Source organism: Corynebacterium sp. TUM25020 (assembly GCF_056388495.1).
In genome coordinates this window covers 55517-71127 of record NZ_JBWJFG010000005.1, presented here as the reverse complement: position 1 = coordinate 71127, position 15611 = coordinate 55517, and the positions used below count along the sequence as shown (strand labels likewise).

General features: G+C 54.3%; 14 protein-coding genes. 6 read left to right on the top strand and 8 right to left on the bottom strand.

Going from position 1 to position 15611, the window contains the following annotated elements:
- Positions 1 to 86: 86 nt before the first annotated feature.
- The 8 genes from AC05K6_RS07385 to rpmH form a co-directional block, all read right to left on the bottom strand.
- Positions 87 to 668: a nitroreductase family protein gene (locus AC05K6_RS07385; RefSeq protein WP_476728207.1), complete on the bottom strand. Its 582-nt coding sequence runs from the start codon at positions 666 to 668 to the stop codon at positions 87 to 89.
- Between the two features lie 52 nt (positions 669 to 720).
- Positions 721 to 2049, bottom strand: a complete 1329-nt coding sequence (locus AC05K6_RS07380) for a ParB/RepB/Spo0J family partition protein (RefSeq protein WP_476728232.1) — start codon at positions 2047 to 2049, stop codon at positions 721 to 723.
- A 176-nt stretch (positions 2050 to 2225) separates the two neighbouring features.
- Positions 2226 to 3167, bottom strand: coding sequence for a ParA family protein (locus AC05K6_RS07375; protein ID WP_476728206.1), 942 nt, complete (start codon positions 3165 to 3167; stop codon positions 2226 to 2228).
- A gap of 193 nt (positions 3168 to 3360) precedes the next feature.
- A complete protein-coding gene (gene rsmG / locus AC05K6_RS07370; RefSeq protein ID WP_476728205.1) occupies positions 3361 to 4029 on the bottom strand; it encodes a 16S rRNA (guanine(527)-N(7))-methyltransferase RsmG in 669 nt (222 codons plus the stop codon).
- Between the two features lie 210 nt (positions 4030 to 4239).
- Positions 4240 to 5214, bottom strand: a complete 975-nt coding sequence (yidC, locus tag AC05K6_RS07365) for a membrane protein insertase YidC (RefSeq protein WP_448307907.1) — start codon at positions 5212 to 5214, stop codon at positions 4240 to 4242.
- An 83-nt stretch (positions 5215 to 5297) separates the two neighbouring features.
- Entirely contained in the window at positions 5298 to 5540 is a 243-nt protein-coding gene (gene yidD, locus AC05K6_RS07360) for a membrane protein insertion efficiency factor YidD (protein WP_293792289.1), read from the bottom strand.
- Between the two features lie 64 nt (positions 5541 to 5604).
- Entirely contained in the window at positions 5605 to 5994 is a 390-nt protein-coding gene (rnpA, locus tag AC05K6_RS07355) for a ribonuclease P protein component (protein ID WP_476728204.1), read from the bottom strand.
- An 83-nt stretch (positions 5995 to 6077) separates the two neighbouring features.
- Positions 6078 to 6221 carry a 50S ribosomal protein L34 gene (gene rpmH / locus AC05K6_RS07350; protein WP_005292556.1) on the bottom strand — a complete coding sequence of 48 codons (144 nt, stop codon included), beginning with the start codon at positions 6219 to 6221 and terminating at the stop codon, positions 6078 to 6080.
- Positions 6222 to 6960: 739 nt separating this feature from the next.
- Here rpmH and dnaA point away from each other — a divergent pair.
- The 6 genes from dnaA (at position 6961) to AC05K6_RS07320 (ending at position 15600) form a co-directional block, all read left to right on the top strand.
- Positions 6961 to 8691: a chromosomal replication initiator protein DnaA gene (gene dnaA / locus AC05K6_RS07345; protein ID WP_476728203.1), complete on the top strand. Its 1731-nt coding sequence runs from the start codon at positions 6961 to 6963 to the stop codon at positions 8689 to 8691.
- Positions 8692 to 9282: 591 nt separating this feature from the next.
- Positions 9283 to 10467, top strand: a complete 1185-nt coding sequence (dnaN, locus tag AC05K6_RS07340; protein WP_473963783.1) for a DNA polymerase III subunit beta — start codon at positions 9283 to 9285, stop codon at positions 10465 to 10467.
- Between the two features lie 40 nt (positions 10468 to 10507).
- The gene (recF, locus tag AC05K6_RS07335) at positions 10508 to 11785 is read left to right on the top strand and encodes a DNA replication/repair protein RecF (RefSeq protein WP_476728202.1); all 1278 of its coding nucleotides are present in this window, start codon (positions 10508 to 10510) and stop codon (positions 11783 to 11785) included.
- Positions 11775 to 12302, top strand: coding sequence for a DciA family protein (locus AC05K6_RS07330; RefSeq protein WP_476728201.1), 528 nt, complete (start codon positions 11775 to 11777; stop codon positions 12300 to 12302). The genes recF and AC05K6_RS07330 overlap by 11 nt, the downstream gene beginning before the upstream one ends.
- Before the next feature lie 122 nt (positions 12303 to 12424).
- Positions 12425 to 14449, top strand: a complete 2025-nt coding sequence (gyrB, locus tag AC05K6_RS07325) for a DNA topoisomerase (ATP-hydrolyzing) subunit B (RefSeq protein ID WP_476728200.1) — start codon at positions 12425 to 12427, stop codon at positions 14447 to 14449.
- A gap of 146 nt (positions 14450 to 14595) precedes the next feature.
- Positions 14596 to 15600 (top strand): alpha/beta fold hydrolase, encoded by a 1005-nt coding sequence (locus AC05K6_RS07320; RefSeq protein ID WP_476728199.1) that lies wholly within the window; start codon positions 14596 to 14598, stop codon positions 15598 to 15600.
- The last annotated feature ends 11 nt before the right edge of the window (positions 15601 to 15611 follow it).

Genomic DNA, 15611 nt, shown 5'->3' with positions numbered 1-15611 from the left:
CCGGGCGGAAATGAAGAGTTTTCTCAAAGCCGAATCCCCGATGTTTCACGTGAAACATCGGGGATTTCTAACCGAATTCGTTCTTCTTAGTATCGATCATCCACGCGCCTGTTTAGCGCACGGCCAGGGTGAACGGGTTCTTCGTCCGCGTAACCCGCCGCGATAACCAATGCAATTGAGCGATCTTCTCGCCCCTCCAGTCCGATAGCCTTCTTGACGCCCTCCTCGTTCCATCCAGTGGTAGGGGAGGTAGACAATCCTTGTTCCTGAGCCGCAAGGAGCAAGAACCCGGCCACCAACATTGCATCACGAATACCAATTTCGCGTAGCTTGGCCGCAGAGGCGTTGCCATTAAAACCGCGAACCTTTTCCGTTAAATCTGCGCCAAGGATCTCTTCTGCATCCTCCGGAACTACTCCAGATCGTCCTACCACCACGAAGACCACTGGCGCATCTAGGAATTGCTGCTGGCCAGAGGCATCAAAAATTGCCTGCTTGACACTCTGATCCTGGACAACTACCAGATCTCGCATTTGTGCGTTGAAGGCACTAGGAGCCTCCAATGCATTCCTCACAACCCGGTCCAGAACCTCTTTGCTTAAAGGCTGGCTCTTAAACTTTCGTGTAGCTCGGCGCTGGTCAATTGCTTCAGTCACGCTCAAAGGCATGGGATACCTTTCATTTTAAATATTGGTACTCTATTGATTCGCTGGAGCCCGACTAATGCTTTTTGAACTTCAAAAGCTCAATAATCCTGTCGAAATCCTCAGGCCCACCGAACTCAACAACGATCTTTCCTTTTTTCTTCCCCATCTGCACTGAAACCTTGGTTTCCAGCGCATCTGAGGCGGTATCTACCCAGTTAGAAACCTCATCCGGAAGTTGTTGAGGCTTTCGGATGGTCTTCTTGGAGTTCAATTCGCCGCTATCGCCCCGGTTGAGCAAAGTGACCGCTTCTTCAGTGGCTCGAACACTCATACCCTCTGTCACAATGCGATTAGCCAAGTTCTCCTGAGCTTCAGCCCCGAGCTTCAAACCCAAGAGCGCTCTGGCATGACCGGCGCTGAGTACACCTGCACCGACTCGTCGCTGTACAGAAACGGGTAACTGCAGTAGACGAATCATATTCGTAATGAGCGGCCGTGAACGTCCGATCTTTCTTGCCAGCTGCTCTTGAGTTACACCGAACTCCTCCATGAGCTGCTGATACGCAGCCGCTTCTTCCAACGGATTGAGTTGTACGCGATGAATATTCTCCAGGAGAGCGTCACGGAGCATCTCATCGTCAGCGGTCTCGCGAACGATTGCAGGAATTACGTCGAAGCCTGCGCGACTAGCGGCACGGTATCGGCGTTCACCCATGATGAGTTCATAGGTCGAGTTCTCATCGGGAGCACGACGCACCACAATCGGTTGCATAAGGCCGAATTCCTTGATGGAGTGCACCAACTCTTGTAGCGCTTCTTCATCAAAAACTTCACGGGGCTGCTTCGCGTTCGTGCGAATAGCCTCCAGCGGGATCTCTTGGTACGAAGCACCAAAATCCTCTGTCGATGTTTCACGTGAAACATTGTCTTCTGTGTTCGGCTCGTCGAAGCGACCGGAAATTGATCCTCGACTATTTTGGTCGGCTGCGTTGGGACCATCCGAAACGTCACTGTGACGTTTCGCTCCTATACCTGAGGTACCCCTCTCAACACCTTCTTGAGCAGGTTTTTCCGAGGCAAAATTCTTTACATCATCTGATGTACGATGCTCGCCCTTCTTAATACTGGGGGAGGTAGATGGCGTATCCGTAGTGTTGACTTTTGACTGGGGGAACGAAGCGTTATTTTCACCAGCCGCAGTTGTTAAGCCGTTCGCCTCAGACGTAGACCTAGTCGCCGAGCTATTGCCGAGAACTATGTCTGCGGCACCATCGCCAAGAGACGGTCGAGCTGGCCCAGTCGGGATGAGGGCGGCCAAGCCGCGACCCAACCCACCGCGACGCTGATTGCCAACGGCACTGGGGGAGGGCATTTGTGGCTTTCTATTCCTCGGAGAAGGCATGCGCTGAGTAGCAGTAGCCGCATCTCCGTTTGGATTGTCAGCTGGTTTACTAGGTTGAGGCATCATCTTCGAGTCATCAGCGTTCGAAGGATTCAAAGGCGCTTTGTCATCTTTTGACTTCACTTGTTTGGAGCTCTTCTTAGACAATTTTGAACCCGCTTTATTGTTTTTCCCCACTATTGAACACCACCGTCGTGGAGTTCTGGGGCAATCCCAATGGGGGCCGTTTCTGGGGATGGAACGTAGTCGCCACGTTCCGCAAATTCCTTAGCCGCGTCATAGTAGGCAAGGGCACCGGGAGCACCGCCATCGTATTGAAGCACGGTCATGTTATAACTTGGCGCCTCGGACACCTTTACGTTGCGAGGTATGTGGTTATCCAAAACAACCGAGCCGAAATGCGTGCGCACATCATCACTAACGTTCAGTGATAGCTTCGTACGGCCATCATACATGGTTAGGAGTACACCAGAAATATGAAGATTTGGGTTCAGACTCTCACGAATCATGGCGATATTATCGATAAGCTGGGTCACGCCCTCGAGCGCATAGTATTCACACTGAATCGGAATCAGAACCTCATCTACGGCCGCCATGGCGTTAATAGTCAACAGTCCAAGCGACGGGGGACAGTCAATAAAGACGTAGTCAAAACCTTGTTCTTCCAACCATGAGTCATTCAAAGCCGTGGCAAGTCGGTACTCACGACGTACCTCATTAACAAGGTTAATTTCGGCTCCCGCGAGATCAATCGTTGCAGGCACACAGAAGATATTGTCGTTGTCTCTGTTGCCCTGCATAACCTCATCGATAGTCATCTCATTCAAGAGAACCTCGTAACTTGAGGGAGTCCCAGCATGATGAACAGCATCTAACGCAGTGGAGGCGTTTCCCTGCGGATCAAGATCAATAACAAGCACCCTCATACCCATCAGCGCTAAAGACCACGCCAAATTAACGGTAGAAGTCGTCTTACCTACTCCACCCTTTTGATTGGCGATGGTAATCTTTCTGCACTTTGGCGGCTTCGGAAGCTGGTTCCGATTTGGGTTCTTCATTCGCGCCGCTTGTCGAGCTGCGCGACCAATGGGTGTGTCATCCATGTCGATATTCGACATTTACGTCCAATCCTGAAGTCGAGAACCGATGTTTCACGTGAAACATCGGGGTGTACGTAAAGAATAATGCAGCCTGTCCTACGTCTCAACGAGAGCACAAGGCTAGGAATAGGTGGCACGTTCAAGGAGATCATGGCGTGCCCCTGAGTCTTTTACCAATATTGAAACTTGAAGGTCTCCAATGAATCGATGCCTATTTCACGCGAGGAATTATGATGACGTGAGTCGGCTCAGCAACCTTAGACTCACCAACCAGCTCAATGGTTCCCTCGCCACCACCGGCCTTTGAAATCTCCTTTGCGTCACGCTCCAATTCCTCTGCGACAGAACCACCTTTCAAAGCCTTCATCGCACCACCGACTCGAACTAGGGGGATAGACCAACGAGCCAGTTTCCCTAAAGGCGCAACTGCGCGGGAGGTAACTACATCGGCGCCACCAATGGCTCTTACCACATCTGGTTCTTCCGCACGGCCACGGATAACATCGCAACCCAGCTCAAGCTCATCATTGATCTCTTGGAGAAAGTTATAACGACGCAACAGCGGCTCTAGAAGTTGAACCTTAAGATCCGGGCGTGCGATAGCCAACGGTATGCCCGGAAGACCCGCACCAGATCCAACGTCGATCACTCGCTGACCCGGATCGATTACTTCGCCAAGGACTGCAGAGTTAAGAACATGACGTTCCCAGATACGCGGCACCTCTCTCGGACCGAGCAAACCTCTCTCTATCCCGGCAGATGCTAGAAACTCTGCATATACACGAGCGAGGGGAAGCCGATCCCCAAACACGTCCTCGGCTATCGCTGGTGGTTCACCCAACTGAGGGTTGGCAACGGTGGAATCGTCCTGATTCGCCATCTGGGCACTCCTTCAAAAGGTGGGAGGATGGGCATGTTTCACGTGAAACCACGCCGAATGTTTCACGTGAAACATTCAAACTGATGTACTCCGCCCATTCTATAGCCACTAGCCGGAACGACAGCACCCGGGAAGGGGAGCAGGGCAAACAAAAAACCGCCACCTCATAGGTGACGGTTCTATAAGTAATTGGCAACGTACAGTAGCGAGCTACTTCCGCTTCTTGCCCTTCTTCTTTGGATTATTCGGACGCGCTCCGACCTTAGGAGCAGAGGTACGCTTCGAAGCGGCAACTGCCTCCTTCTCGGCCTCTTCTTCTGCATCCATCTTCTTGTAGAGGAAGAACTGCTGCAAGTAGGACCACGTCATGTTCGTGACCATGTACAGAGCCAGGCCAACCTGCCATGCGAAACCACCCAGCAGGTAAAGAACCGGCATAACCCAGAGCATGAGTTTCTGCATCATGTCCATCTGCATCTGCATCTGCTGAGCCTTGGGATCATTCCCCTTAGCCGGGGATGCCTTGCGGCGCTTTGCAGCGCGATCCATAGACATGCGTGCGGAGAAGTGCATCAGAACAGACGCTACGAGCATCATCGGCACGACAACAACAATGATGTTGGTTCGCGTAAAGTCCACCACGCCATCAGCGGAGAACGCGCGGTAGTTCTGAGGATCCATGGAAATGAAGCCAGAAATCGGGGTACCGAAGATACGCGCATCGAGGAACGATTGAACCTCATCTACTCCGAAGAAATAGTTTGGCGTGTTTCGGGTTTCCTCAACGGACATCCCCAACTGGCCCACACCATTACCGGTACGGTTAAAGGAACGCAGCACGTGGAACAGGCCAAGGAAGATCGGCATCTGCACCAGCATCGGCAAGCAGGAAGCCAAAGGGTTAACGCCCATTTCCTTCTGCAACTTGCGCATCTCGATCGCTAGCGTCTGTCGATCATTCTTGTACTTGCGTTGCAGCTCCTGCATTTTCGGCTGCATTTCTTGCATTTTGCGGGACGAGCGCAGCTGATTGGCCATCGGCTTCACCAACAAAATACGGATGGTGAAAACGAGGAACATGATCGCTAGCGCCCACGTGAATCCCGAGTCCGGGCTGAGGACGTAGCTGAACAGCTTATGCCAGAACCACAAAACGCCGGACACTGGATAATAAATAAAATCCATGGCGACTCGAGGTTTCTCCTGATATTGGTCTAGTAAGGCCTATGTTGCTGACGACCCAGCTAGCAGTTCCACAAACGAACAGCCTAACGGTGTCGCCTGCTCCACAGGCGCAAGGGACGACGAGGAGGGACAGGATCCCAACCTCCCGGATGCCATGGCCCACAGCGGGCCAATCGACCTAGCGTAAGTATTGACCCTTTAATCAGACCATGTCGGCCGATAGCGATTAAAGCGTAGTTACTGCACGTAGGTTCAAAACGGCACGTTGGCCCCATTTTAAGGGGTGAAACATAACTTTGGTAACCAAGGATTACTCGGCGAGCCATTCGAGCTCCGAGGCCGCGCTTCCGCGACTTACCCTCGTGCGCGTTAACCGTGCCTTCTGCACCGTCACCGGGGGAGGGCCCGTCGGATGCAGCTACGCACATCACCGACCAACTCCTCAAAGCTTGCCTCGGCGCTCTTCGGCAAAGCGCGGATCACCAAAGTTGTTCCAACTGGGAAATCCAGTTTGCCTTCATCTAATACAGTCCGAAAGGCATGGCGAATCTTGCGTGATGTATTATGCCTGGTCACAGCGTTTCCAACGGCTTTGGAGACAACCAGTCCCATTCGCGGTCCAGCTGTGGCTGCCTCTTGTAAGGGTGCCGGCAAAGCCTCGGCCCCTTCACCCCCCACTAAAACGTGAACCACCACAGTGCGGCTACCTTTCTTCCGGCCGTTCCGGATCGTCTTCCCAAAAAGGGAAGTTGACCGAAGCCGGTGCTTAGGAGCTAGCACTGTGGTGGCTCTTTCTTTTAATTGACGCCCCTACGACAATCCACCCCAAGATTCTTGGGGTGGAGGGGACGTCAATGCCTTACTTAGGCAGTCAGGGACTTGCGACCCTTGTTGCGGCGTGCGGAAACGATGGCACGGCCAGCGCGGGTACGCATGCGAGTACGGAAACCGTGCACGCGTGCACGACGACGGTTATTGGGCTGGAAAGTACGCTTGCCCTTGGCCACGGTACTTCACTCCTTAACATTCATTAGCTGTGCGCACACCGCATATGACGACAGCAGGCTGCCCAGCGCTAAAGAAGCTGGGATATTGCTTAGCCAGCGATGCGCCCACAAATTTAAGTGGACAGTTGTACCGGCAAACTCCGAGAAGAATGGCGCCGATACCGGAGGCACCCGATAGGCAGCGTGGTGAACTGCTGCCACATATGGGTTGCCATAGACGAGTCAAGGATACGTGCTGTGACGTAAGTTATCCAAATTTTAGAGACGGCGCCCTCGAAGAGGATGCAGCTGCCTCTAATAAATACTCGTCAGAACATCATTGGATGTCTCCAGAAAGCACCTTCCCGTTTCGACGAAACCAACGGGGTGGAAGTAGGTGTGTAAAGCCTAGATCTAACTTCGTCAAATGACGATGGACCTTGTGGAAAACTCCCTCACCCCCAAACACTAAACCTTTACTTTACACCCTATTTATGCAGGTAAAGTGAATATTGAGGCTCTGATTAGAGTTATCCACAAGGAGCCTGTACCTTGGGGATAACATGTGAAGAGAAGTTATCCACAGGTGTGCATAACTATGTGCAAATGCAGGATATACGGCATTTCCCACTGTGTACGACGAGGTGAACAACTACATAAAAGACGGAATTGAGAACTACCGCTGGTTTAACCCCCCGTTTACCTCTACGCCACCCCCGAAAACTCTTACGCTAAGAACAGCCCTGACCCTGGAGCCCCTATGAGCAACTCGAATTTCTCTATCGAGGAACACTTTCCCGACATGTGGGATGCCATCATGCACGATTGGCTCGCGGATAGCTCCTCCGCCAATCCCGACCCCGATCTTCCACCTATCTCCCCCAAACAGCGTTCACTTCTGCGCAAGGTCAAACCGGTGGGGCTTATGGGACGGATCGTCGTGCTTGAAACACCCAATAAGTGGACCAAGGAATCGATCGAAAAAGACCTCATCGATCCCATCAAGCATGTCCTCAAAGCTCGTTTGGATCTTTCCGTCAGCCTTGCGATCACCAGCACGAATGGGGAATCCGTAGAGGCAGAATCAGAGGAACCCAAGCAGGGCACACAGTCTGAGAGTGACACCGAAACGACAGGCGATATCCACGAAGGGGCGTCAGAAAAAAGTTCGGTAGCTACCGCAGACGACCTATCAACCTTCCAGGTAGAAGCACTGGTTCACCAAGCACAGGAAAAAGACGGCTCGGCGGCGGAGACTGAGGAAGAAGCTGCTCAGCGACGGGAGCACGATGCCGATGCTCTCGCAGGACAATACGCTGCGACGGAAAACCACATCGATCCGAACCCATCCCCAACGCCGAAACATTGGACAAATAAGGAACAAGCCCACCGGGTGCCGCCGCGACAGAACGTTGCGCCGCAGCCTTCATCGAACTTCAACGATGGGCTGGATGGCGATTCTCTGCTGAACAAGAACTACACATTCGACAGCTTCGTTGTTGGCTCGTCGAATAACTTCGCCGCCGCAGCCTGCCGGGCTGTTGCAGAAGCACCCGCAAAGGCCTACAACCCTCTGTTTATCTGGGGTGAGTCTGGGTTGGGGAAGACCCACTTGCTGCATGCAATTGGACACTATGCCAAAGAGCTACAGCCAAACATGCGGGTGAAGTACGTGAGTTCCGAAGAGCTGACGAATGACTTCATTAACTCCATCGCCAATGACACTCGTGAATCCTTCAAGCGGCGCTACCGCAATCTAGACATGCTGATCGTTGACGATATCCAGTTCCTTCAGAACAAAGAATCGACGCAGGAGGAGTTCTTCCACACATTCAATGCATTGCACCAGGCAAATAAGCAGATTGTGCTGAGTTCCGACCGACCTCCACGACAGCTGACCACGTTGGAAGATCGCCTGCGCACTCGCTTTGAAGGCGGACTGATTACCGATGTTCAGACTCCGGATCTAGAAACGCGCATTGCGATTCTCACGAAGAAAGCAGAATCCGACAATGTGCAGCTACCTGAGGACGTCAAGGTACTGATCGCGAGCCGCTATGAGAAATCGATTCGTGAGCTCGATGGTGCTTTGATCCGCGTGACGGCCTATTGCGCGCTTAGCCATGAACCGCTGACGGTCGAAACCGCAGAAATTGCGTTACGCGATATTTCGCCGGCCGATCAGGATGTGGAAATTGTTCCTCAGCATGTGATTGAGGTGGTGGCGAACTACTTCAATCTCACCACCGATGAGCTCATAGGCAAGGGTAGGGCCAAGAAGTTTGTGCAGGCTCGGCAGATCGCAATGTATCTCTGCCGAGAACTGACGGATCTTTCTCTGCCGAAGTTGGGAAGTGCTTTCGGCGGACGCGACCACACCACGGTGATGTATGCCGAACGTCGCGTGCGCGAATCCCTCTCGGAGAACAAGAAGGTGTTCGATCAGGTGCAAGAACTCACACAAAAGATCAAGTCCCATGCCCGGGATTAGCCCCGTCGTCTGACCTTTCCACCCCCTATAGAGCGGCCGGGGAGCGAGTTACCCACAGTTTTCCCCAGCTTTACTGAGTTATCCACAAGCAGCCTGGGGATAACTCACGATTCCCTGACCTTTGGTAGACCGGGATTCAATCGAGTTATCCACAATTCCACAATGTTTTCCACAGATGTAATTCCAAACTTGTAATTCAAGGGGTAGCAACGATGTGTCTTAAGAATTCTCGAAATCAACATGGAGAGTTGGATGGCTCACACCACAGCCCAATGAACCCTGGGGAAAACTGCGTCTAAACTGGGTAAACAGCAGTGGACAGATTGTGTACAACTCGCAGGGCAACCGAGTTATCCACATTGCAAATGCGTTATTCACAGTTCATCCACCGACGCATCAACATCCGAACCCACGTCCTGACATGCATGGATTAGGGTTTGTGCACAGGATCCACAACACCTACTACGACTGCTATCTCTCTAAATAAAAGGGAATAAACAGAAATAGAGCTTGTGGGTTAATCTTGATCAGACGAACCTCGAGAAGAACGAGACGCTCGAGCACGACGAAGACACGGAAGTTAGATTGAGCATGGATAGCCAGACAGTGAGTTTCATTGTTCCCAAGGATGACTTCGCATCTGCCCTCGGTTGGGTAGCCCGCTCCCTTCCCAGCAAGCCCACCCAACCCATCTTGCGCGGTGTGATGATCGTTGCCGATGACGAGGGATTGGAACTTTCCGGATTCGACCGTGAGGTCTCTACCCGAGTACGCATCAACGCCGAGGTCAACGAGCCCGGAAAGATTCTGGTTGCCGGAAAACTGGCTTCCGATATTGTCGGCTCCCTGCCTAACAAGCCAATCAATATCGAGTTCGATGGCACGACTGTGACTCTGAAAACAGGTAAGTCCAAGTTCGAGCTCCCGGCAATGACGATCGAGGATTATCCAGTACTACCGGATCTGCCGGATGTCACAGGCACTATCGATCCAAACCTCTTTGCTGAATCTATTGCGCAGGTCGCTGTTGCAGCTGGTCGTGATGACACGTTGCCAATGCTTACTGGCGTACACGTAGAAATCGACGGCGAAGATGTGATTATGGTTGCTACCGATCGCTTCCGTCTGGCGGTCCGCAACTTCCAGTGGAATCCCGCTCAGGCTGATGCGCAGGCAAAGCTGTTGATTCCAGCTCGGACTCTGGCAGATACCGCCCGTTCCATGGATCCGGCCAACACGGATCCAATCGAGATTGCCGTCGGTACAGGCGAAGATATTGGTGCAGATGGCCTTCTGGGTATTTCCACTGAATCGCGTCACACCACGACACGCCTGTTGGATGCAGAATTCCCGAAGTTCCGCCCACTGCTGCCTAAGACGCACACGGCTTTGGCAAGTGTGGAGATTGCTCCTCTTCAAGAGGCCATCAAGCGCGTCTCCATCGTCGCTGAGCGGAACTCGCAGATTCGGATGGATTTCAAGGACAACACCGTTACCCTTTCTGCAGGCGGTAGCGATGTTGGCTCCGCAACGGAAACCTTGGATTGTGCTTTTGCCGGCGAACCACTGGTTATTGCCTTTAACCCCAGTTACCTCAAGGAGGGGCTGGCGGCCATCCACACTCCGCGCGTGGTCTTCGGTTTCACCATGGCTTCTCGCCCCGCGATCCTTCTCCCCGATCCAGGCGAGTTGCCGGAAGCAGACGCTGAGGGGAACTTCGCTACCCCGGAAACGGACTTCACCTACCTGCTGATGCCAGTGCGCCTGCCGGGCTGATCCCGAAACTACGAAAACCAAGGCAAGCCTTTAGCTAACTGTGTACGTCTCCAATCTCCGTCTGAGCAATTACAGGTCGTGGGAGGAACTCGACCTGCAGCTTAGCCCTGGTATTACGATCTTCTCTGGGCCCAATGGCTACGGAAAGACCAATATCGTTGAGGCACTCGGTTACCTTGCACACCTCAGTTCCCACCGTGTGAACTCGGACGCAGCCCTTGTGCGACGCGGTGAAGACATCGCCAATGTGTCCGCCACGGCCGTGAACAATGGCCGCGAACTCACAGCCCACCTCGCCATTCGCGCTCGGGGTTCGAATCGCGCTCACATTAATCGCACGGCCATGAAATCTCCCCGTGATCTGCTGGGTGTGGTGCGAACGACGTTGTTCTCGCCAGAAGACCTGGCCTTGATTAGAGGCGAGCCGGAGCAACGTCGCCATTTCTTGGACACAATCATGATTGCCCGCTACCCGCGCCTGGCGGCGGTTAAGGCGGACTATGATAAAGCTCTACGTCAGCGCAATGCACTTCTCCGGCAGTCTGCTTTTGCCCTGCGCCTTGTTGTCGGTGCTCCGAAGGGAGCCAGCCACAACCTATCCGAGGAGATCAAGGCCGACGCGGAATCTGCGTTGGCCACCCTTGATGTCTGGGATAGCCAATTGGCCGCCTTGGGTGGACAGATCATGTCTGCACGGGTGCAAATCGTCCACGATCTAGCTCCACATTTACAGCAGACCTACCAATCGTTGGCACCACAGTCGCGTCCGGCGCACATGTCCTATACGTCCACCATCGACACTGAGCTGACCGAACTGGGAATTCATCTAGGTGTGAGCGAACCCGACCAGCCCACCGCATTGCTTAGCCCGGAGATTGCCGAGGCTACCTTGCTGCAAGCCTTCGCCACGAAGCGTCCTCAGGAGGTCGAGCGTGGTACCACACTTCTTGGCCCCCACCGCGATGACGTTAACCTGATGCTGGGTCATCAACCGGCGAAGGGATACGCATCTCATGGTGAATCATGGTCTTTTGCTCTTTCCCTGCGCCTCGCCGCGTTTTTTATGCAGCGCGGTGATGGGGTCGAGCCCGTCGTTATTCTCGATGATGTTTTTGCGGAACTCGATGCTTCTCGACGCCACCATCTCGTTAACCTCATCTCCAGCGCTGAGCAAGTGTTGATCACGGCGGCAGTGGATGAGGACATTCCCGAGGCCTTGCGGGATGTTGCGCAGATTTACACTATTGAGGAGTTGAAAGCTCAACCTCAAGAAGTGTCTGACAAAGCGGTGAAGGGTGGCGAAGACAGTGTCGATTGATCCTGTTGCGCAAGCCCTCGATGCTATGAAACAGGCGGGTGGTTCTCCCCAGGCCGAGTTGCCGATGGTGGCGTCACCACGAAAAAAGAAGAAGAAAACACCGGGTGGGCCGTCAAGATACAAGACCCGAATGGATGGCCGATTAGATCGCAGCTATCGGGATCCGAAGCGTTTTGGCTCGTTGATTGGGTTAGAGATCAAACGGCAAGGTTGGCAGCAGCGAGTAAGCGTTGCCAGGATTATGAATGCATGGCCAGAGCTTGTGGGTGACAAAATTGCCGAACACACTCGGCCTGTGCGTTATGAAGAGGACTCGCAGGTGCTGGTAATTGAGTGCGATTCGACTCCGTGGACTACCCAGCTGCGTTATATGCAGACTGTTATTCTGCAGGCGATCGCGAAGCGCGCAGGGGAGGACGTGGTGGCTCAACTTCGCATTGTGGGTCCCAATATTCAGCGGCCGAAGTATGGCAAGCTCCGCGTGCAGGGACGGGGGCCACGGGATGACTTCGGATAAGTCAGTTGGGAGTGTTAACTGATTCTGAATGGCCCAAACGGCCTGTCCAATGGCACCTTTTGGCCTCCAACGCGCTAGAATAGGGTGGTTATTTACGCGCGAGAGAAGGAGTTTGACCCACCGTGGCTGAACCACAGAAGCAGAGCGACTACGGCGCGAATTCGATTACGATCCTCGAAGGCCTGGAGGCCGTTCGAAAGCGCCCCGGCATGTACATCGGTTCCACCGGTGAGCGTGGCTTGCACCACCTGGTGTGGGAAGTTGTGGACAACTCGGTTGACGAGGCCATGGCAGGTTATGCCAAGGAAGTTAGCGTAACGCTATTGGCCGATGGTGGCGTAGAGGTCATCGACGATGGCCGTGGTATCCCGGTAGAGGATCACCCGACCGGCCCGCCGACCGTGCAGGTAGTTATGACGCAGCTGCACGCAGGCGGCAAGTTCGACTCGGACTCTTATGCAGTATCCGGTGGTCTACACGGTGTGGGTATTTCGGTGGTTAACGCCCTGTCCACTCACATGGAGACTGAGATTAAGCGCGATGGCTACCTGTGGCTCCAGAACTTCAACGCGGCTGTGCCTGATGAGTTGCAGCGCGTAAAAAAGGCTCGGGGCACCGGCACGACACAGCGATTCTGGCCGGATCCAGAGATTTTTGAAACCGTTGAGTTCAACTTCGACACGGTGGCTAAGCGCCTGCAGGAGATGGCTTTCCTAAATAAGGGTCTGACCATCAAGTTGACTGATGAGCGCGAACATCTTGAGGACGATGAGGAGCTGGAGAGCGCAGCAGAGGATGCCGCAGCTCCAAAGTCCGCGGAAGAGAAGGCTGCGGAGGCTGAAAAGAAGAAGGGGCCGCGTACCCGCGTATTCCACTACCCAGAGGGTCTGAAGGATTACGTTGCGTACATCAACCGGAAGCGCACCGCGATCCACCCGACGATTGTTTCCTTCGAAGCGGTCGGCGAGGATCACGAGGTTGAGGTTGCTCTGCAGTGGAACAGTGGATTTAGCCAGTCTGTTCACACTTTTGCTAACACCATCAATACTTTTGAAGGCGGTACTCACGAGGAAGGTTTCCGCGCGGCCTTGACCTCGTTGATGAACCGTTATGCTCGTGATCACAAGCTGCTGAAGGCAAAGGATCCGAAGCTCAGCGGTGATGATGTGCGCGAAGGTCTAGCAGCCGTCATTTCCGTTCGCGTTGGCGACCCGCAGTTCGAGGGTCAGACGAAAACCAAGCTTGGAAACACCGAAATCAAGGGCTTTGTGCAGAAGGCTGTGAACGAGCACCTGGCCGATTGGTTGGATGCGAACCCAGCAGAGGCAAAGGCCATCATCGACAAGGCAGTCGCTTCTGCCCACGCACGCGATGCCGCACGCAAGGCTCGCGACATGGTGCGCCGCAAGTCGGCCTCCGATATCGGTGGCCTGCCGGGCAAGTTGGCCGATTGCCGTTCGCGTGACCCGAAGCTCAGCGAGCTGTACATCGTGGAGGGTGACTCTGCAGGTGGTTCCGCTAAGTCCGGCCGCGATTCCATGTACCAGGCCATCCTGCCGCTACGCGGCAAGATCCTGAACGTGGAAAAGGCACGCATGGATAAGGTGCTGAAGAACAATGAGGTTCAGGCCATCATTACGGCTTTGGGCACCGGTATTCACGACGAGTTCGATATTAAAAAGCTGCGCTATCACAAGATCGTGCTGATGGCCGACGCCGATGTGGATGGCCAGCACATCGCCACCCTGCTGCTGACCCTGCTGTTCCGCTTTATGCGTCCTCTGGTGGAGGAGGGCTACGTGTACCTGGCCCAGCCGCCGCTGTACAAATTGAAATGGGCTAAGGGCGAGCCGGGCTTTGCCTTTAGTGATCGCGAGCGTGACGAGCAGTTGGAAGAAGGCTTGGCACAGGGACGCAAGATCAACAAGGATGACGGCATCCAGCGCTACAAGGGTCTGGGCGAGATGAACGCCAAGGAGCTGTGGGAGACCACCATGGATCCGACGGTACGTACGCTGCGCCGCGTGGATCTGGAAGATGCTGCTGCCGCCGATGAGATCTTCAGCGTGCTGATGGGTGATGATGTTGTGGCACGCCGCAGCTTCATCACTAAGAACGCCCGCGACGTGCGCTTCCTGGACGTTTAGCTCCAGCCGGCATCGCCGAAGCGCTCGTGGATTTGCGCCGTCACCTCACCGAGGCCATCACGAACGCCCACCGAAATGGTGAGCGTGAACAGGCCATCGCCTGAATACCCCGCGACGTGCGCTTATTTGTTGTTTAATCGAATGTTGTGAGCGATTCGAAACCCCAAGCGAAGTACACTTCCACGCCGGCACGTCGCCAGCCCACTCTGGTGCCAGTCACGATGGCCGACGGCTCAACCTCGCAGATGCGTATCTTCCTGCCCGGCACCCCACGGGTAGGGGAGAAGGTTGTTAATGACGCCACCGCCTCCAGCTCCGCTGAGAATCCCGTGCAGGATCTGGTGAATGCTGGGTGGGATCGTACTCGTCCCCTCATTGTGATCTGGCCTGGTTTTGGAATGGGCGCTCGGTACTACGACCCCATTGCATGGGAGCTGGCCGACCGCGGCTATCCGGTGATCTCCGGTGAACTGCGCGGTCAGGGTACATCTACGGCGGTAGCCACTCGGAAGCATAAGTGGGGTTATCACCACCTGGCCTCTGGGGATTATCCCCGAACGATCCGCGCGGCAAAGGAAGCGTTGGGCGTCAATAAGAATCACCCGACGCTTATGCTGTGCCATTCGATGGGTGGACAGATCGGCTCGCTGTTCCTAGCTAGGCCTGAGGCTAAGGAGCTGGGGATTCGCGGCATGATGGGTGTCGGCTCTGGAACGCCTTACTACCGGGGCTTTAAGGGGAAGCAATACGCGCGATTGCGTTTCGGAACGTACCAGATCATGCTGAATATTCTGTTATTCGGCTATCAGCCTGCGGGTTTTTTGGACTTAGCGGGTTATGGGCGCCAGTCCGGCGTGCAGCTGCGCGAGTGGTTCCGCTATGGGCACACCAACCGTCTGCACAAACTGGCGGATCAGGATATGGATTACGAAGAAGCTAAGAAAGCTGTTCGTATTCCTGTCTTGCTCACCCGCTGTACGAATGACGAGGACTGCCCGCTTGCTTCCGCAGAACACCTGGGGGCAGAGTTGCCCGCGGATATGGTGACGATTGAGGAACTCGACGCGCCGCTGGGACACAATCGCTGGGCGCGTGAACCGCAGGTCGTGTCGGATCGGCTGGAGACGTTCTGGCGCGAGATCTCTGCCTAGGAGGTAAAACA

Coding starts and splice junctions, on each gene's coding strand:
- AC05K6_RS07385 (WP_476728207.1), bottom strand. CDS start 668: ATGCCTTTGAGCGTGACTGAAGCAATTGACCAGCGCCGAGCTACACGA.
- AC05K6_RS07380 (WP_476728232.1), bottom strand. CDS start 2,049: ATGCCTTCTCCGAGGAATAGAAAGCCACAAATGCCCTCCCCCAGTGCC.
- AC05K6_RS07375 (WP_476728206.1), bottom strand. CDS start 3,167: ATGTCGAATATCGACATGGATGACACACCCATTGGTCGCGCAGCTCGA.
- rsmG (WP_476728205.1), bottom strand. CDS start 4,029: ATGGCGAATCAGGACGATTCCACCGTTGCCAACCCTCAGTTGGGTGAA.
- yidC (WP_448307907.1), bottom strand. CDS start 5,214: ATGGATTTTATTTATTATCCAGTGTCCGGCGTTTTGTGGTTCTGGCAT.
- yidD (WP_293792289.1), bottom strand. CDS start 5,540: ATGGCTCGCCGAGTAATCCTTGGTTACCAAAGTTATGTTTCACCCCTT.
- dnaA (WP_476728203.1), top strand. CDS start 6,961: ATGAGCAACTCGAATTTCTCTATCGAGGAACACTTTCCCGACATGTGG.
- dnaN (WP_473963783.1), top strand. CDS start 9,283: ATGGATAGCCAGACAGTGAGTTTCATTGTTCCCAAGGATGACTTCGCA.